The 18,960-nt window shown below is 35.1% G+C and carries 18 protein-coding genes and 2 pseudogenes; 18 read left to right on the top strand and 2 right to left on the bottom strand.

Translation table 11 applies throughout. The features are described from left to right. The first annotated feature begins 137 nt into the window (after positions 1-137). From ACFZP3_RS07235 to ACFZP3_RS07155, 17 genes are all read left to right on the top strand, one after another. Complete coding sequence (locus ACFZP3_RS07235) at positions 138-533, top strand: head decoration protein (protein ID WP_386086959.1); 396 nt, start codon at positions 138-140, stop codon at positions 531-533. Positions 534-557: 24 nt separating this feature from the next. Continuing rightward, positions 558-1,562, top strand: a complete 1,005-nt coding sequence (locus tag ACFZP3_RS07230) for a major capsid protein (protein WP_386086960.1) — start codon at positions 558-560, stop codon at positions 1,560-1,562. Beyond that, positions 1,562-1,873: a hypothetical protein gene (locus ACFZP3_RS07225; protein ID WP_264378242.1), complete on the top strand. Its 312-nt coding sequence runs from the start codon at positions 1,562-1,564 to the stop codon at positions 1,871-1,873. Before ACFZP3_RS07230 ends, ACFZP3_RS07225 begins: the two co-directional genes overlap by 1 nt. Continuing rightward, positions 1,870-2,361 carry a phage tail protein gene (locus tag ACFZP3_RS07220; RefSeq protein WP_386086961.1) on the top strand — a complete coding sequence of 164 codons (492 nt, stop codon included), beginning with the start codon at positions 1,870-1,872 and terminating at the stop codon, positions 2,359-2,361. Before ACFZP3_RS07225 ends, ACFZP3_RS07220 begins: the two co-directional genes overlap by 4 nt. A gap of 9 nt (positions 2,362-2,370) precedes the next feature. Continuing rightward, positions 2,371-2,850 (top strand): hypothetical protein, encoded by a 480-nt coding sequence (locus tag ACFZP3_RS07215; RefSeq protein WP_386086962.1) that lies wholly within the window; start codon positions 2,371-2,373, stop codon positions 2,848-2,850. Then, positions 2,837-3,301 carry a phage baseplate assembly protein V gene (locus tag ACFZP3_RS07210; protein WP_047759504.1) on the top strand — a complete coding sequence of 155 codons (465 nt, stop codon included), beginning with the start codon at positions 2,837-2,839 and terminating at the stop codon, positions 3,299-3,301. Before ACFZP3_RS07215 ends, ACFZP3_RS07210 begins: the two co-directional genes overlap by 14 nt. Next, positions 3,298-3,552 carry a PAAR domain-containing protein gene (locus tag ACFZP3_RS07205; RefSeq protein ID WP_226080738.1) on the top strand — a complete coding sequence of 85 codons (255 nt, stop codon included), beginning with the start codon at positions 3,298-3,300 and terminating at the stop codon, positions 3,550-3,552. The genes ACFZP3_RS07210 and ACFZP3_RS07205 overlap by 4 nt, the downstream gene beginning before the upstream one ends. Beyond that, complete coding sequence (locus ACFZP3_RS07200) at positions 3,536-4,627, top strand: YhcG family protein (RefSeq protein WP_264735442.1); 1,092 nt, start codon at positions 3,536-3,538, stop codon at positions 4,625-4,627. The genes ACFZP3_RS07205 and ACFZP3_RS07200 overlap by 17 nt, the downstream gene beginning before the upstream one ends. A 7-nt stretch (positions 4,628-4,634) precedes the next feature. Then, positions 4,635-4,970 carry a GPW/gp25 family protein gene (locus tag ACFZP3_RS07195; protein WP_264735441.1) on the top strand — a complete coding sequence of 112 codons (336 nt, stop codon included), beginning with the start codon at positions 4,635-4,637 and terminating at the stop codon, positions 4,968-4,970. Positions 4,971-4,972: 2 nt separating this feature from the next. After that, complete coding sequence (locus ACFZP3_RS07190) at positions 4,973-5,773, top strand: baseplate J/gp47 family protein (RefSeq protein WP_386086963.1); 801 nt, start codon at positions 4,973-4,975, stop codon at positions 5,771-5,773. After that, the gene (locus ACFZP3_RS07185; protein ID WP_386086964.1) at positions 5,773-6,933 is read left to right on the top strand and encodes a phage tail protein; all 1,161 of its coding nucleotides are present in this window, start codon (positions 5,773-5,775) and stop codon (positions 6,931-6,933) included. Before ACFZP3_RS07190 ends, ACFZP3_RS07185 begins: the two co-directional genes overlap by 1 nt. A 168-nt stretch (positions 6,934-7,101) precedes the next feature. Next, positions 7,102-7,572, top strand: a complete 471-nt coding sequence (locus tag ACFZP3_RS07180; protein WP_386086775.1) for a hypothetical protein — start codon at positions 7,102-7,104, stop codon at positions 7,570-7,572. 26 nt (positions 7,573-7,598) lie between these two features. Continuing rightward, positions 7,599-8,900, top strand: coding sequence for a group II intron reverse transcriptase/maturase (gene ltrA, locus ACFZP3_RS07175; RefSeq protein ID WP_386086776.1), 1,302 nt, complete (start codon positions 7,599-7,601; stop codon positions 8,898-8,900). 179 nt (positions 8,901-9,079) lie between these two features. Beyond that, complete coding sequence (locus ACFZP3_RS07170) at positions 9,080-9,733, top strand: ankyrin repeat domain-containing protein (RefSeq protein WP_386087114.1); 654 nt, start codon at positions 9,080-9,082, stop codon at positions 9,731-9,733. 33 nt (positions 9,734-9,766) lie between these two features. After that, positions 9,767-10,231, top strand: a complete 465-nt coding sequence (locus tag ACFZP3_RS07165) for an ankyrin repeat domain-containing protein (protein WP_386086965.1) — start codon at positions 9,767-9,769, stop codon at positions 10,229-10,231. 4 nt (positions 10,232-10,235) lie between these two features. Next, positions 10,236-10,670, top strand: a complete 435-nt coding sequence (locus ACFZP3_RS07160; RefSeq protein ID WP_386086966.1) for a DUF2924 domain-containing protein — start codon at positions 10,236-10,238, stop codon at positions 10,668-10,670. Beyond that, positions 10,664-12,151 (top strand): recombinase family protein, encoded by a 1,488-nt coding sequence (locus ACFZP3_RS07155; RefSeq protein WP_264706140.1) that lies wholly within the window; start codon positions 10,664-10,666, stop codon positions 12,149-12,151. Before ACFZP3_RS07160 ends, ACFZP3_RS07155 begins: the two co-directional genes overlap by 7 nt. A 621-nt stretch (positions 12,152-12,772) precedes the next feature. Here the strand turns inward: ACFZP3_RS07155 and ACFZP3_RS07150 are convergent. Together ACFZP3_RS07150 and ACFZP3_RS07145 are read right to left on the bottom strand one after the other, a co-directional pair. Next, complete coding sequence (locus ACFZP3_RS07150) at positions 12,773-15,688, bottom strand: ankyrin repeat domain-containing protein (RefSeq protein WP_386086967.1); 2,916 nt, start codon at positions 15,686-15,688, stop codon at positions 12,773-12,775. Positions 15,689-17,173: 1,485 nt separating this feature from the next. Next, positions 17,174-18,189 (bottom strand): annotated as a pseudogene (locus tag ACFZP3_RS07145) (IS110 family transposase). Between the two features lie 223 nt (positions 18,190-18,412). On the opposite strand from ACFZP3_RS07145, the pseudogene ACFZP3_RS07140 reads away from it, so the two are divergent. Continuing rightward, positions 18,413-18,958, top strand: a pseudogene (locus ACFZP3_RS07140) (IS256-like element ISWpi15 family transposase); the annotation flags it as partial. Positions 18,959-18,960: the final 2 nt, after the last annotated feature.

Below are 18,960 nucleotides of genomic sequence, written 5' to 3'. Positions count from 1 at the left end.
CTGCATTTTCCACCCTTATATACGAGCCTAAAAGCTCAATCAGTTGTTCGGAACTTTTCAGTAAATAATCAGGGAAGAGAACCTTGCTAAATTACGGTCCTTTATGACCAAGGCGATCTACGGTTCCTCTTCTCTGCATGTTCTTAATATTACCACTTTGTAATATTTATGAACTTGTTTTTAACATACAAGGCGATCTTCTGAAATATGAAGTGTCCAACCTATATTCAAGAGATCAAATAACAGTAGCTAAAGGTCAAAATCTTAAGCTTGGTGCAGTAGTTGCCAAAAAGACGGAAGATGGTTTTATTAGAGTACTTAATCCTGTTGGAACAGATGGCACACAAACAGCAATAGGTGCAATAGTAAGTGATGTAAATGCGACAGAAAATGCCAAAGCAGTAATTATTACTCGTGGTGCAATACTAGCAGATCATGCAATTGTGTGGCCAGCAAATATCACTGAAGAGCAGAAAAATGCAGCAATAAAGCAACTTGAAGGACGAGGGATCATTATCCGCAAGGGAGTGTAACTTAAATTAATAAGGAGAAAAAGAATGCAAAATCCATTTACAAATACAGCATTTAGCATGACGGCACTAACAAATGCGATGAATATATTGCCGATAAATTATGGACGAGTTGAAAATCTAAATTTGTTTCCAAGTAGGTCAGTAAGATTTAGACATATTACCATAGAAGAACACAACGGAGTATTAAGTTTATTACCAACGCAGCTACCCGGAGCACCAGCAACAGTAGGAAAACGTGGCAAAAGAAAGGTAAGAACATTTACGATTCCGCATATTCCGCATGATGATGTAGTGCTGCCAGAAGAAGTACAAGGAATAAGGGCATTTGGATCAGAGAGTGAACTTAAAGCGCTTGCAGATGTAATAACTGATCATTTGCAGCTAATGAGAAACAAACATGCAATAACATTAGAGCATTTGCGAATGGGAGCGCTGAAGGGAATAATTTTAGATGCTGATGGGTCAGAATTATTAAATCTGTACAACGAATTTGAAATAACACCAAAAGTAGTAAATTTTGCACTGGGAACAGCAACAACAGATGTAAAACGTAAGTGTCTGGAAGTATTGCGGCATATAGAAGATAACCTAAGTGGTGAATATATGACTGGAATTCATGCCTTGGTAAGCCCTGAGTTTTTTGATGCACTAACTTCTCATGCAAAAGTAAAAGAAGCATATGAAAGATGGCAAGAAGGAGCAGCACTTCGAAATGATATGAGGTCAGGGTTTACATTTTGTGGCATAACGTTTGAGGAATATAGAGGGCAAGCAACTGACCCTGAAGGAACGGTTAGAAGATTTATTGAGAAAGATACAGGGCACTGTTTTCCACTAGGAACAGCAAGCACATTTACAACATATTTTGCACCAGCAGATTTTAATGAGACAGTAAATACTCTTGGACAGCCACTCTATGCAAAACAAGAGCCAAGAAGGTTTGATAGAGGAACTGATTTGCATACGCAGTCGAATCCATTGCCAATGTGCCATCGTCCGGCCGTTTTGGTAAAAATTAGTTCTAGTTGATGAATATAGGAAGATTATTAGAAGATTGTTTTGATCATCTAGGAGTGGAAGCCATATATTGTAATAAAAATAAGGAGGGCATTCGTAAAATAAAAGTGCTAATTAAACGTCCTGAGACTACGTACTCTTTAGGTGCAGGTGGAGAATTAACTCAGCAAATTGCTTCTATAGAAATACGTGATCAGGACGTTACTTCCTTTAGCATAGGTGATTATATCAAGATTGAAAAAAGGTTCTACAAGATTTTTGAACCACCGTTAAAAGATTCTTCAAGTAAAATATGGAAAATTGAGGCAATAGAAAGTGTTTGATTAGTAACAATATTAATGAAATAATCTCCAATATTGAAAGAAAAGAGCAGAAAATAAAACTGGCAGCTATAAAAGCGTTAAACAAAACGGCACTATGGTTAAAAGCGCAAGCAGCTAAGGAAATCAGTGAGGAAAAGAAGGTAAAATTAAGTTTGATAAGAAAGAGATTAAGAATTTTTAAGGCGAAAACTAGCAGATTAGACGTGTTGATTAGAGCAAATCTCTATGACATTAGAGCATCAACAATTGGTAAAATACAAAAAACAAGAAGAGGATCGAAAGTAGGAAAGCATGAGTTTATAGGAGGATTTGCAGCAGTTATGCCAAAAGGAAATAGCGGTATTTTTAAACGTGAAGGAAGAGCAGCATTGCCAATAAAGGAAGTTAAATTGTCACTGAAACCAGAGGCTTCAAGGATAATAGGGAATCTTGTTAATTATGAAGTTGAAAAGGTATTTGAAAAATATTTTATACATTACATGAGTTAAATTATATGCATGACAAAGTTCTGGAAAGATTTACATCAAGCAATTTGCAGCACACTGAAGGAAGAAATACCGTCTATACAGACATGTGAAATTTATCCAGCAATAAGAAAAGAATTATTAGCGCCAGCGGTATTTGTAGAGCTTGTGAGTTTAGAATCGGGAAAAGATCCTGGAACAGAGGAATTAGCCCTGAAAGCAAGATTTGAAGCGAGAATTGTAGTTGATGGAACAGTCGAGTATTCCTCGTTAGTTGTAAGGTCATTAGCAGCAGAAGTAGCAAGAGTAGTAAATAAAAATACTTGGAACGTAAAAAATATTTCTCCTGCTGAATTTCTCTCTGCAGAGCCTGATGGATTTAGACCCGAATTAGATGCATATTTGGTGTGGATGGTTGATTGGAGTCATCAGCTTCATTTAGGTAAATCGATATGGACAGAAAATAAGATTAAGCCACATACGATTATAATAGAAGAAAATGTTAGAGAGTAATTTTGCTATTTCAGAGCTGCAAAGAAAGTTAGCAAACATTGTACGAATAGGAGTTGTAAAAGAAGTAGATTATGAGAAAGCAAAAGTAAGAGTGAAGATAGGAGAACTTTTAACAGATTTTCTTCCATGGATAACTTCTAGAGCAGGAGAGGAAAGAAGCTGGCTACCACCAAGCATAAATGAACAGGTAGTAATATTGTCACCATTGGGAGAGTTATCATTAGGAGTAGTACTAGCTGGAATATATCAGCAAAATTATTCTGCTCCAGAGAATAGTGAAATGATTAACAGTTTAGTATTTCAAGATGGAACAAAGTTATTGTATGACAAAGAGAGCAAGAATCTTGAAATTTCTGTAGTGGATAAATTAAATTTCAAAGTAGGAAAATCAGAGATAGAAATGACAAAAAGTGGAATCAAACTGAAAGCAGAAAGGATCGACTTAAATTGAACAAAGGAATAGTGAGGTTAGGAGACTGCTGTGGAGAAGCTATACCACATTTCTGCATTAGCGGCAGTAACAATGTTTTTGTAAATGGTAAGCCAGTTTGCCGAAAAGGAGATAATTTTACAGAAGGTAGAGTATTAATTGAAGGATCAAAAAAAGTGTTTGCAAATGGCTATAGTATAGGAAGAGTTGGAGATTCAATATCTTGTGGTTCTAAAGTAATAAGTGGTAGTAGTAATGTTTTTTCAGGATAAAAATAAACCATCTGCTATACTTACCAAAAGTAAAGTTATGAATATGGATATAACTACTAGCCTATTAGGAGACATTAGTAATTTAATAGATAGAGCAAAGAATCATCTTTCTGTTCAATTCAATTCTACTCTAGTATTGTTAAACTGGGAAATTGGCTCCAGAATTGATCAAGATATTCTAAAGCACAAACGTGCAGATTATGGGAAGCAAATCATCTCCCAACTTGCAAAAGAACTTCAGATTAAATATGGACGTGGTTTTGATAGAGCGTCATTATTTCGTATGGTGCAATTTTCTAAATTCTTTTCTGATCAAGAAATTGTCGCGACACTGTCACAACAATTGAGTTGGTCACATTTTGTAGAAATTATTGCAATTTCTGATGAGCTGAAGCGTAATTATTATATAGAAATGTGTCGTATTGAAAGGTGGAGTGTTAGAGCACTACGTAGTAAAATCGATACTATGTTGTATGAACGTACAGCGCTAGCAAAAAAACCTGAAGAGTTTATAAGAAGGAGTATAAAAAATTTACGTGAAGAAAATATGTTAGCAACAGAATTCATTTTTCATGACCCATACTTCCTTAGCTTCATGGAATTGCCATCAAGTTATAGTGAGACTGATCTAGAAAATACAATCTTGGATGAATTGACAAAATTTTTACAAGAGTTTGGGAGTGATTTTTGTTTTGTAACACGTCAAAAAAGGATGAGTACTAAAACAACTGACAGGTATTTGGACCTGCTATTTTTTCACAGAGGATTAAAACGTCTTATAGCAATAGAACTAAAAATAGGTCGCTTTGAACCAGCTTATAAAGGACAGATGGAATGGTATTTAAATTGGTTAGATAAAAATGAACGAAAAGCAGGTGAAGAAAAACCGTTAGGGATTATTTTATGTGCTGATAAGGATCAAGAGGATATAGAATATCTTGAACTCGAAGGCTCTAATATTCATGTTGCACAGTATTTAACACAGCTTCCTTCTAAAGAAATTCTTGAAAAGAAGTTGAGAAAGGCTATTTCTATAGCACGTGAAAAACATGCAAGTATTAAGTCAGAGCCATGAAAAATATATGAGAGGAATGGATGCTAAAACAGGAAAAGCGTTAGAAGGAATAGAGCACTTAAAGCAATCGATAATTGATATACTGACCACTCCAGTAAACAGTAGAATAATGAGGAGAGATTATGGCTCAAGATTATTTGAATTGGTGGATAAGCCAATAAATAGAGATTTAACTTTGGAAATCTATGCAGCAACAGCAGAAGCACTGGGGAAATTTGAGAAGAGATTTAAGTTAGAAAAAGTAAAGATTGCTGAAGCTAAAGAAGGAAAAATGACTCTTGTACTTGAAGGTATGTATCTTTCAGAAGGCAAATTCATAGGTATTAGTGGAGTAGTTGTTTAGAAATGCAGACATCTAATATTATTGAAAAACTAAGCTATGAGGAAATCTTTTCCAGAATGAAGGAGGAGTTAGTGTGTAGAGATGAAACCTTTTCAGCGTTAGTAGAAAGTGACCCAGCGATGAAGGTATTAGAAGTAGCAGCATGGAGGGAATTGTTACTAAGACAAAGAATAAATGAATCAGTAAAGAGCAATTTACTAAAATTTGCGACAGGAGAAGATCTTGATAATTTAGCTGAGTTTTATGGAGTGGAGAGGCAAAAAGAAGAAGATGATGAACGATTTAGAAAAAGAATTAAAGCAAAGATAGCAGGTTGGTCAACAGGAGGAAGTAAGGAATATTATAAATATCATGCACTGTCAGCAGATAGTAGAGTAAAAGATGCACTAGTAGAATCACCTATACCAGGGAAAGTACAAATTTCAATCTTATCAACAGAATTATCCATAACTGGCATAGTGTTAGAAGAGCTACTTAAAATTGTAAGAAAGCAAGTTAATAGAGATGATATAAGGGTTTTAACAGATACAGTAACAGTAATTGGTTGCAATATTACGGAAATAGATATTGACAGCAGAATGAGCATAAGTTCTGTAATATCAAAGGAGGAAATTAAGGAACAGTTCATCAAGAAGTTTGAAGCAAGTAGAAGGCTGGGATGGAATGTTACAAGATCATGGATAATAGCGAATTTATTTGTAGATGGTGTAGAAAACGTAGAATTAATCGAGCCAAAAGAGGATGTTGTGGTTCTGGGAAATGAATGTGCAAATTTGAGAAATTTAAAGATTGAGTTGAATTAATGTTACTGCCACCAAATGCAACAAGGCAGGAAAGAGCGCTAGTAGATGCGATAGATTATAAAGTAGATCCAAACTGTATCAGAGGATTTAAGTTTAGTCTTAAAGAAGAAACATTGCCGTGGATAATAGAAGAATATGGTTTAGAAGAGATACTGCGTTGGGTAAAAGATAGAAGAAAAGCCGTAGTAGAAGGAGTAAAATTTCAAAGACTGAGAGGAACTCCAGCATCACTAAAAATAGCACTAAAATGGGCAAATATAGAAGATATTACAATTATTGAGGAGCCACCTGGCAAGCACTTTTTTGAATTACAGATAGGAATAAAAGATGTTCCAAATGACTTTTTTGTGGATGCAGTAGTAGAACTTGCAAAACTATCGTTACCAGCAAGATCGCGGCTAATGAGGATTTTCAATGATCACTATAACGTTGATAGGTTTATTTTAGATGAAAGTTTATTCGGCAGCTTATTGTCAGACTATTCAGGTAGAAAAGTTGAAAAAGATGGACCAGTGTTGTCATTTGGTAGAAAGAACGCATTTGAGCTAAAAATCTTAAATCCAAGTTTTAAGTTTAGTACTTTTCGTGTTCATTATGAGCAAGCATTTAGTAATGATGTATATCGGTTAGATGTGGCAGTACTTGGAGAAACAGAGCCTCACATAAAGGATTACCAAGGCATTTATGAAAGAAGTCATCAGTGGTATAACTTAAAAGCCCTGTATCCTCTAACTCAAAGCTTATTACCATCGATTAAATTTGCTAAAGCGCAGATAGTATTATCGGACAGTTGGAACTTAGGAGAAACAAATGCGTGCTTTCCGGTTGGTAGCATAGAAGAAGAAGGAAATAAATTTGTATTGGGAAACGATAAACTTTCATGGCAACGTTGGAATTTAAAACACAAACCAATTTTAGAAAGATTCAGCATTATCCATCGTTACAAATTAGAAAATTATACAGATCAGAAGGTCAGAAAATATGTTTTAGCAGAACACAACGTTTACTATAAAAATGATTTGGATTCAGAGCAAAAAGACTCAATACACGAATTAGAAAAGCACATTTTAGTATTTTATCCAGGAGTACTGAAGTGGCACGAACATCGACATTTGCACAGAAGTTGGAAAAATAGTCAAGTAATATGTATAATAAGCTAAGTACTTATATTTAGATCCTCATATATTATATTAATAATAGGTAAAAGTGTATGAAATAAAAAGAAAAAGACTTGCTTTCTTATGCTAAAACGGACATGACTTGAATAGCGGCAGGTAAATATAAGAAATTTGTCTGGCGCTAGAAAAGCTAATTTTGTGAGGTATGAAATGGTGCGCCAAGAAGTGCTTGGAGAACAGTTGGTGAAAATCCAACACAAACAAAGTCTAGCCAACAGTTTGGAACAGACCACTATGTTGCATGAGGTAACGAGTGTAATAGAGCTAGTGGGATGGACAATGCAGGGTACAACGAAAGTGAAGGGATTGAGTTCCGAAATACCTGAAGACATAGAGGTCGACATTTTCATGGCCATGGAAGACAGCATGAAGGATAACGTAAAGGCAAGTTATCACTCACTCTATCGGGATCTGAGACCGTGCCATGTATTGAAATGGACTTCAAGTGAACTTGGGAGATCCTATGCATTCCTACAAAGGTACGCTGGAACAAGTCAACAAAGGCAAGAACTAGCGGAAGATGCAGGGGAAGTCGGACTGATTGATAGTACTCAGAATGTGGGAAAGCCACGTACAAGGGGAAGCGATCAGCAATATAGTAACTGGAATAGGGATTGCTAGGCCAATACAACGGAGGTTGGAATAACATGCAAAATAAACTAAACCAGATAGCAGTAAGAGCAAAGCAAGATAAGCGACTAAAATTCACATCGTTAGTCCATCTGATAAATACAGAGAATCTTGCGAGATGTTATAAAGAACTGAAGCGTAACAAGGCTTGTGGAGTAGACCAGATAACAGTGGAATCATACGGAGAAAATCTGAATGAGAAACTCGAAGTGCTAGTAGAAAGTATGAAGAGGAAGCAATATCAACCACAACCAGTAAAGAGGGTATATATACCGAAAGCTGGAAGTAAAGAGAAACGCGGACTCGGAATACCATCGACCGAGGATAAATTAGTACAGATTATGCTGAAGAAGATACTAGAAAATATTTACGAGGCAAACTTTCTGGACAGCTCATATGGATTTCGACCTGGAAGAAACTGTCATCAAGCGGTAAATGCACTAGATAAAGCAGTTATGTACAAGCCAATAAACTACATTGTAGAAGTGGATATCAAGAAGTTCTACGATAATATACAGCATAAATGGCTAATGAGATGTCTAAGGGAACGAATAACTGACCCAAATTTGCGGTGGTTAGTAAAGCGGTTTCTCAAGGCAGGGATAGTCGAAGCTGGAAATTATGAAGCAACAAAACAAGGTACACCCCAAGGTGGTATAGTAAGTCCTGTATTAGCAAATATATACTTACATTATGTGTTGGATTTATGGATAGAAAAGAAATTTAAACCAAGATCCAGAGGATATATACAACTAATAAGGTTTTGCGACGATTTTGTGGTTTGTTGCGAAAGTAAGGTAGACGCGGAAGAATTTCTGGAATTACTGAAACAAAGGCTAAATAAATTTGGGTTGGAAGTATCTGAAAACAAGACCAGAGTAGTAAAGTTTGGCAAGAGGGAGTGGCAACAAGCGATAAGAGAGAAACGAAGGACGGAAAGTTTCAATTTTCTGGGGTTTACGAACTATGGTGCAAAAAGTCGTCGTGGTAGATTAATAATGGGACATAAAACCTCAAAGTTAAATCTAGCCAGAAAACTAAAAGAAATCAAGGAGTGGTTGAAAATAGTCCGCGGAGGTATTCGACTTAAAGATTGGTGGCAAGTACTGAAGGCTAAATTAACAGGACACTATAACTACTTTGGTATTAGCGGAAATTATTGGTGTTTGAAACAATTTTACACATCAGTAAGAAAGCTAGCATTTAAATGGATAAATCGGCGTAGTCAGAAAAAGAGTATGACCTGGGAACAGTTTGTACACTACGTAGAAGTAAATCCATTACCAAAGCCAAAAATACATTTTTCTTTATATGCATAAGAGGGACGACTGTGAAAACTAATATTGATGAGCCGTGTGCGGGAAATCTGCAAGCACGGTTCTTTAGGGGGAGTTGTAGTAATAAAACTCAAACGAGAGGAGTAAAGCTACAGCTTCTACCGAACAGTTTTAGCAAGAGTAAGTTTTTTAAAGAAGTATCAAGTAACGGATTTAAAGATATTAATAAAAGAAATGAAGAAGGAGAGACGATATTGCACCAAGCAGTAGAAATCTCTGATTACAAAACAGTAAGGTTATTAATAAATAAAGGAGCAGAGATCAATGCAAGAGATAAAAATGGTTATACACCACTATACTGTGCAGTATTTGCGAAAAGCTTAGAAAATATAAAAGTGCTGCTAAGATCGGGAGCAGAAGTAAATGCCACTCAATATGTCACTGGATGTACGCCACTGCACTCTGCGTGCAAAATAGGAGGAGCAGGAGTTGAAATAATAAAAGAGCTAGTAAAGGCCGGAGCTGAAGTTAATCAACTGAATAAATATGGTGCAACACCAATGTACTATATCTGGGAAAGTGAAAAGTATTGTCTATGTGATAGCAAAGAGAGTGAAAAGGCAAGTAAATTTTTAAGAGAAAAAGGAGGAGTAACAAAAAGTAGAGAACTGACGTGCTATGGAATAGAGGGGCTAGTGGGAGAAATAGCAGACATGTTGAATGGAAGCTACATGCCGGAGCTAAAAATAATAGAGATAGGAGAAATAAGGAAGAGAGACAAATCGCTAATAAAGAAAGAATGTCAAAATTTAGCAAGCAAGATAATGAGCAAAGTGAACGAAATGATAGATGAGGGGGTGAGAAGGAAGGCTTAGGGATTTAAATTTAAAGAAAAAGTGGGGTAAGTTATGGTAAAGCTGGGTAAAAAAGAGGAGTCACTATTAGAGAACTCATATAAAAATATTTATGCAAGAGACGAGAATGGAAGAACAGCTCTGCATTATGCAATAGACGCAAAAACAGTGAGGTTACTAGTCGAAAAAGGAGCGAATGTGAATGCTAAAGATATAGAAGGATATACAGCACTGCATCTAGCGGTAACGGAAAAACGTCTAGAAACCGTGAGAGAATTGATAAAGTCAGGAGCAAATGTAAATGCTGAAGAGTATGGCAATAAATGCACTCCATTGCACCTTGCATGTATGGTGGGAAAAGTGGAAATAGTAAAAGAGTTAGTGGAAGCAGGAGCAGAAATAGAGCAAGAAGATAAGTTCGGAATGACAGCAATGGATTATGCGAAAAATAGTAAAGAGATAACCGAGGTATTAAAGAAAGAAACAGACAGAATTGAAAAGTTATTTATGAAAGGCTAAAAATATGGAGAAAGAAGTAGAAAAGAAAGTAATGAATTTAGAGAGAAAACCTTTGGATGAGCTGAGAAAAACGTGGAAGAAGGTATTTGGGAAAGAAGCGCCTAGATACTCAAAGAAATATCTGATACCAAGATTAGCTTATAGAATGCAGGAAAAAGCGTATGGAGAAATGTCAAGAAAAGGAGCAAAAAGACTGGAGTATCTGGCAGATCGGCTAGAGAAGGGAAAAAGAATAAGTAGTGACAAACTTCCAGTAGCAGGAACAGAGCTAATATTAGAGAGAGGAGAAGAGACGCATGCGGTAATGGTAACAGATAAGGGTTTAATCTACAGAGAAGAGTTTTACACGTCATTGTCAGCAGTAGCCGGAAAAATAATGGGAATGAGTTACAATGGGCCGCTTCTATTTGGAATGAGAGATAAGGAGAAAGAATGCTGAAAGAGGTAAGATGTGCGATATATACTAGGAAGTCAAATGAAGATGGTCTAGAACAAAAATTTAATAGTCTTGATGCGCAACGTGTAGCATGTGAAAAATATATAAAAAGCCGAGAAGGATGGGTAGCATTGGTAAAAAGGTACGATGATGGTGGATATTCAGGGAAAAATTTAGAAAGACCAGCAATAAAGGAATTATTTGAAGATGTAAAAACAGGAGAAGTAGATTGTGTAGTAGTATATACGCTAGATAGGCTATCAAGAGAAACAAAAGACAGCATTGAAGTAACGTCATTTTTTAGAAGGCACCGAGTAAATTTTGTAGCAGTAACACAAATATTTGATAATAATACGCCAATGGGAAAATTTGTACAAACGGTATTGTCAGGAGCAGCACAACTAGAAAGAGAAATGATTGTAGAAAGAGTAAAAAATAAAATAGCAACATCAAAGGAGCAGGGGTTATGGATGGGTGGAACTTTACCGCTTGGATATGATGTAAAAGATAAAGAATTAATAATAAATGAAAAAGAAGCGAAAATAGTAGGGCACATATTTGAAAGATATTTGGAGCTAAAATCAATGGCAGAATTGGCAAGGGAGCTAAATAGTCAAGGTTACAGAACAAAATCAGATATCTTTAAAAAAGCGACAGTGAGAAGAATAATAACAAATCCAATATATATGGGAAAAATACGGCATTATGAGAAAGAGTATGAGGGAAAGCATGAAGCAATAATAAAAGAGGAAAAATGGCAAAAAGCGCAGGAATTGATAAAGAATCAACCATATAGAAAGGCGAAATACGAGGAAGCGTTGCTAAAGGGAATAATTAAGTGCAAGAGCTGTGGTGTAAATATGACACTAACGTATGCAAAAAAAGAAAATAAAAGGTACCGATATTACGTGTGCAATAACCATTTAAGGGGAAAAGGTTGTGAATCAATAAACAGAACTATAGTAGCGGGAGAGGTGGAAAAAGAAGTGATGAGAAAGACAGAGCAGCTATATGAAAAACGGGGAGAAAAGACCGAAGAAAAATGGAAAAATTTAAGTTTTGGAAAGCAGAAAGAAGTAGTGAAAAAGTTAATAAAGGGAGTAATGGTTAAGGAAGATGGAATAGAAGTGAGTTCTGAATCAGAGGAAAAGTTTATACCAATAAAGAAGAAAGGAAACAAATGCACAGTAGTAGAGCCAGAAGGAAAAACAAATAATGCGCTACTGAAAGCAGTGGTAAGAGCCCATTCCTGGAAACGTCAGCTAGAAGAGGGGAAATATGGAAGTGTGAAGGAACTGAGTGCCAAAATTAATATAGGTACAAGACGCATACAACAAATTTTAAGATTAAATTATTTAGCTCCGAAGATTAAAGAAGACATAGTGAATGGGAGACAGCCAAGAGATTTGAAATTAGTTGATTTGAGAGAAATACCGATGCTGTGGAGTGAGCAATTGGAGAAATTCTACGGTCTTGATTTATAAAAGCAACAGAAAAGGGCCATGCCAAAAGATGTTGAGATTGATATAGAAAAGTAAATCAATGTTACAGAATCAATTATATGAAAATATCAATGTAAATGATGAAGATTTTAGCATATCAGATGCAATAGTGATAAAAAATGTATCCAATTTTAGCTGCATATTTTAATGGTAGATTTGGAGGAAAATTCTGTAAACATCAAAAAAAGCAATACTCTAAACCACAGCACACAACTCCAGAAAGTAGTACATGTTGAGCAATCTATAGCCCCTTTTGAATCCTTACTACTACCCACAAATAAAAACATAGTATTGTATTTACTCAAATAATTTAATTTTATTAACCTGAAAGCTTATTAGATTAAAATTATTAAACTAAGAGTTATAATTTTAGCAACTAAAAGCTGTAAATTGCACCATATAAACAGTTATTTCAAGCAAAAGTTATGCCATTAAGAGCTATGCAACAAACATTTATATTTGTGGGTAATAGTAAGTTTTGAATCTGAGAGTGTACTTGAAAATCCATAAACATTAAGTAAACTTTTTAAATAAAATAGTTTCTTTTTCAACTTACTAAATAAACTTCTCCCATCATTGCTGTGTAACAAATCATATACAAAGCTATGGTCTACTTACAAGCAGTGCCTTCTGTTGATGAGATGCTTTTTCTATCTTTAACTCATCCATACTACAGCTTGGCAAGCTTGAATAGCATAAGGAATCTTTTTGTTCTTGCGTTTGTTTTGCCAAGGCCTTATTTCTATAAAGTAGGGGTTGAAAATGATCATGGCCTCCATTTACCATATGTAAGACACTATTGTGACTATAATCTATCTTACCTGCTTTTGATCCTGAGCTATCTATTAACTGATGCAAGAACGGATCTTGTTGCTTATCAATAGTGTGCAATGGGTTACTTTCTGCAACATGCAATTTCACACCATACTTATCACAAAGTACTCTGCCCTCGATATCGGAACGTCCCCAAAATTCATTCTTTCCAATGCTATTGATATATTGGTTACACGTAATTCCACGATTTACGAACTCACCTTCAACCTCATCAAAGTCATTGCCAATTTTACTTATAAACCACTCTGGAGGATTGTCTTGCGCAAATCTCTTACACTCATTCCTTAACTGCTCTACAGTAACTTTGATTCCCTTCTGTTGTTCCAGACTTTGCCTGAATGAATCAAAAAAACAGCTTCCATTATTGATTGCGTGCCCTAAATAGAAGTCATCAGGTATGTTTGATTTTTGCTCTTTATCACCTTGTTTTTCTGCCTTTTCAATAATTTCTTCCTCTAAACCAAAAATCTTACTCCAGTTGTATTTACCTTCTAACCCCAATTTTTTACTTTCCTTTTCTGCTGCTTTAGCTAAGTCTGTTTTAGAAATATCCCCTTTTTCTTCATAGAACCTAGATAAAATTTTAAAGATATCTATCAGGTAAGTTTTTACGTCAAAATTCTTCTCCTTTTTCACAATATTAGACTCAATATTGCGTAAATCTTGTAATAACTTATGCCTTCTAGCAACTTCCTCCATAGAATCCTTTCTTAACTCTTCACGTTCTGTCCATTTGTTGTTAGACTCGCTTATTACTTCAGGATGTATTAATTTTCCAGACCTTTCAAAATATCCCTGTTCAATAGCATAGTAGATATCATAATCACCAAGTGCACAATCCTCGCCTAATTCTTCTTCATGACCTTTGAATTTTTCCAATACTTCCTCTTTATTACTCACTTTTACTATAATTTTGCTTTTATCTTGTACGTCAGGATACAGTCTAACGTCTATATTTCCCAAACTGGTATAGAAAGTTAATACTATATCGCTGCCTTCTGCAAGATTTGTGTAATTCCTTATGCCATCTTGGGTTATAATTTCCACCTCACTTTTGCCAATTTTTATTACACTCCTTCCATATCCTTTTTCTCCTTGAGGTATTCCTAAATTCCTTGTTCTATCTGTGATTTTTGCAACATCTATTATACTATCCTCTGAGTATTCTAAGTAAGATACACTGTTATCGATTTTTCCATCACACAGTTGACCACTGGTAGCATCCTTTGCAACTCTAAAAAATTCTTCAGCATAATTAATGTACTCTACATGAGACTTGATTACATTAGCTTTATGATCTTTAAACTCTCGTTCTATTGTATCAATGACTTTTAAACTATCTGAGTTTTTTAACTTTGCTCCTCTCGATATTAATGCACATACTATATCACTGGCAATTCCATAGCTTCCTTCTAGCTGAGCAATTTTTTCTAGTACGTGATCTGCAAAGTAATAATCTTTGTCTTTAGCAAAATTTAATCTCATTCCAGAAGCTATAATCTCATTTACAACTTCCTGTAGTTCAATCATGCTTTTAGCTTTTACTACCTTACTCAAAAACTTATTTAGCTTAGCAAGTTGATTTGTTTGATACATCTCTGATAAGAGACTATCACATTTTTCACAATTATCTTGCTTATTACCTACAAAGTCAGTTGCTCCTGCTTTTAAGAGTAAAGCTTTTACATCAGGAAATTGACAAAACGGCCAAATTGAACTATCACCCTTAACATTTAAAACTATCTTTAAATCTTGGTTATTTTTATGTTTATCTAAAAATTTTTTCAGATCTTCAACACCTGGACCATAAGGATTATCCCAATCTTCATCAGAATCTGTAGCTTTAACCATTTTACGTAGTTGGTCTCTTAACTTTTTTTGGTTGTCAGTTAAAAAACACTCTATAATATTGTTGCTATCAATTGCAATTTGCAGTGGGGTTTTTCCATTGTTATTTTTTATGTTTAAATCAGCTCCTTTGCTTATGAGTAAATCCATAACCTTTCTGCTATAATCATTACAATTAGCAGCATAATAGTGTAAAGGTGTATTACCTTTTTTATCTTGTATATTTGGATCAGTTTTTGCATCTAAGAGATACTTTAGACCTTCATACTCACTGGAATAAATAGCAGTATCATGCAAAAGTGTTTTACCTTTATTATCCTTCATATTTAGATCAGCACCAGCTTTGAGAAGAGGATGAATGGCTTCATCGTGTGCAACAAACACATTCAATACTGTTGTTCCTAGATGCCCTCTTTTTAGATTAAGAACGTACTTCAGGTCTTTATTTTTCTCGTTACTTTCTAAAAACTGCTTAAGATTTGAAAATGAGTCATAATTCCCCATATTAAAATCTTTTATAATACTATTGAGTAATTTTTGATTTAACTTTTTTTGACTCTCTTCCAGTTTTAAGTTAGGTGCATGAATAAGCCACTCATCTATTAAATCCTCTAAGTATTTTTTATCATCTATCAAACTTCTATCAGCCCAAAATAAATCTCGCTTAATGAATTCATAATAACTATCTACTGGTAATTCAGTTGCTTCTGTTTTTGGGCTACCTATTTCTGAACACTCTTGTCCAGCACTTAGGTCACACTTCAGTTTTTGCTCATCAGTGTGTTTGCTTTGTTCACTGATAGGTTCTGCAATATATTTTACTGACCCTGTACCCATATTACCTGCTAGCTCTAGATATAGAATATATTATATAGAATGTGTAGTATGTGTCAAGCTAATTTCAACATAATCTTTTTACTACTCATATTTTTGTTAAGTTTTTATGGTGAGTACTGCTAGGTTAAAAGTTGTTTATTACTGGAAGTTTTAGCCAATTTTACTATAGATCAACAAAACTGAGAACACCAGCTATATTTAATATATAGGAATATGATGCTTTAAAGGAGTACGGAAACTGCTGAAGTTTTTACAGCAAACCTGTATGGAGCAACTTCAGCAGAATAAACAAATACATGCCAGTATTAGTAGAGAATTATTTATAAGTCAACTAACTTTTTCAAAAAATACTTTAGTAAAAGTACCATGCTAGCTAGTGTTATAAAGAATTCAATTGTTTACTCCCTCAAAAAAGATCGTATATTTTTGAGAACAAGTTGCGTAAAAATGGAGTTACGAAAATAGAATTTTGAAATCTTTGCAACAAAGTTAGGCAAAATAGTTCGTATGTAGATATGGATGAAATGGGCTAATACGGCTAGTTTTAGCGTATAATGAAATCATCATATAAAAAAGTTCGTATGTATCACTTGGTAGCTCACAGAAATGCAAAACTTACTTGACAAACTCCGTCAGCCCCCTTATCATGAAACTGAAGGTATTTAGTTATCTTCATCTGTGCAGATTAAACAGCAAAAAAACAACGTAGTTGGCGTCTTATTTTTAATTTTTTGCACTATGTGCACCTTATGTCTTCACAACATTTCTGGGTTTTTACCCACACAAGCTGAAACGCGCTTATAAGTCGTTTAAGACAGTATAGTACGCCAATTTGCAGGATTAGAGAGTGACAACTAGCTAACACGGGATTTCTTTTGCCTTTTTTTCTGCTTAGTAAATTTCTTAAACATTTGAACTAAGGTGAGTTGCACTTAAAAGCAGCTAAATTGCAGTGTTTAAGACTTAAAAAAACGCCAATACAGAAAATAGACAATGACCAGGGCTTCTTTTGCCTTTTTTTTCGTTTAGTAAATTTCTTAACGTTTGTAGCTAAACGACAATCGTCATCCCGCTGCTTGTTAGCGGGATCTCTTGTTAGCGGCTGAGATACCGCGAATGAATCGCGGTATGACGGTTAAGTAGGGTGTCATTCCAGTCTGGGATCCAGTCTTTATTATGCAGCCACTTGGTTAAAATTAAGTTTTCTGGATCCCAGTGTCAGCTACTCGGATGACAGGAGATACCGTCTTGTTAGTCAACAAAAAAATTATAAAAATTTCCCAAGTTGCATCATAAAATCAAAAAATACTTCCAATTGTGTAACAGTACACAGATTATAGTTAGTGGATATGTTGATAAGTAAATTAGTTTTATACGCACAAAACAGATGAAGTTTACTTATCAACATATCCACTAACCAACAACATTCAATAAATTTGTGTAAGATACCACTTTACATAAGATAGATAGGAAGCATTTTTGATTTTAAAGTACTAAACCTTCAGTCAACCTCCTAGCCCTGTAGTTTTTGATATGGTTAGGATCAAAAGCACTTTTGGATGTCAGAATACCGAAAATGATATGGAGTAGCTTACGCATTGCAGCACCAACGATGGCCATATTATGCTTACCCTTTTCCTTTAATCTTTGGCAAAAGCTCATAATGATAGGATTGTGATTCTTAGCTACTATGGCAGGAAAGAAAAGTGCCTTACGTAATGTTTGTGAACCGGATTTACTTAATCTGGGTTTGGCATATACAGAGGAACCTGACGTCATATTTCGTGGTATAACTCCTGTATATGCTGCCAATTGCCTGGCATCTCTAAAAACCTCTATATCAGAAACTTCAGCTAAAATAGCTATTGCTGATTCTTCTCCTATGCCTGGAATAGTCAATAGAAGTTGAAAATTTTCCAACAATTCTTTGTGTTGATTTAATAGTTCACGTACGGAGTTTTTTATTGTTTCTATTTTTTGAGCTATATTCATTGCAAGGTCTTCCCAAGCATTTGCAACTTCTTTAGGCAGTCTCTCTTTTTTTTCTAAGTGGTTATTTACTAATGTTAACTCATCTTTTAACGCAACTGAGCAACGATAAAGATGTTTTAATTTTTTCATTTCAGGAGAAGGTGGTGTCCAACTAGAAGGTTCCTGTCTTTGGCAATAATCAGCAATAACTTCTGCATCGGTCTGATCATTCTTTTGTCGTATCAGCTTACTCCTTGCATAAGATTTTATGCAATAAGGATTTACAACACTTACAAAATGTCCAGCATTGTGTAGAAATTCAGCCAGTGCTTCGCTATAACAACCAGTAGATTCCATGCAGGTTTTTACTTTTTCTACATTATGTTTGTGTAGAAAATTCAGTAGACTTTGAAACCATCGTTCTTAAAGCTTCTTTTTCTAGTTTCACGCTTTCCTTTTTTGCTTATAAATGAGAGAAAAACATCAAAGCGATCTTTTGATATATCTATGCCCAAAAAGTTGTTGATCATATATAACCCCATACGTTACCATTAAAAATGAAAAGTAAGGCTAGTCTTGTGAATACAGAATTAGAACCATTCAGGTCTTTCTACGATACCTTCCAGCCTATACTTTTGAGAAGGGAATTCTTATCTCCTCTACAGATTTTATATCTAAGAAGAAGCACAGAGTTCCTCCCTTCTCCACCTAATGCTTAAGCTTAAAACATTAGATGCTTTTGACAAGATACAAGTAGAAGATATCCTTATTGCCTGCGTTGATGGGCTGAAAAGCTTTCCTGCAGCTATAAACAGTGTCTTTCCTAATGCGGAAGTGCAGATGTGTATAGTGCATCAGATACGCAACTCACTGAAGTATGTGGCCAGTAAAGATGCGAAGAGTTTTTTGAGCGATTTAAAGAAGGTATATCAAGCTTCAAGCAAGGAAATTGCCGAGAATTATCTGTTGGAATTGGATGAAAAATGGGGCACAAAGTACCCTATGGTTATAAAATCTTGGCAGAATAATTGGGAAAACTTGTCTGGTTATTTTAAGTATTCTGGTCCAGTTAGGAGGATAATCTACACCACCAATCCCATAGAGGGGCTACATAGGCAAATTAGGAAATTCACTAAGACCAAAGGCTCATTTACCAGCATAAATGCCTTGTATAAGCAGGTATATTGTGCTATAAAGAAGGCAGAGGAAAAGTGGACGATGCCTGTACATGATTGGGCATTAACTATCTCTCAACTTGGTGTTTTCTTTCCTGGCAGATTGAAAATTGAGTTGAACTAAAA

Source organism: Wolbachia endosymbiont (group A) of Norellia spinipes (genome assembly GCF_964273535.1).
The sequence above is the reverse complement of the archived record's forward strand: the minus strand, read 5'-3'. Positions and strand labels throughout refer to the sequence as shown.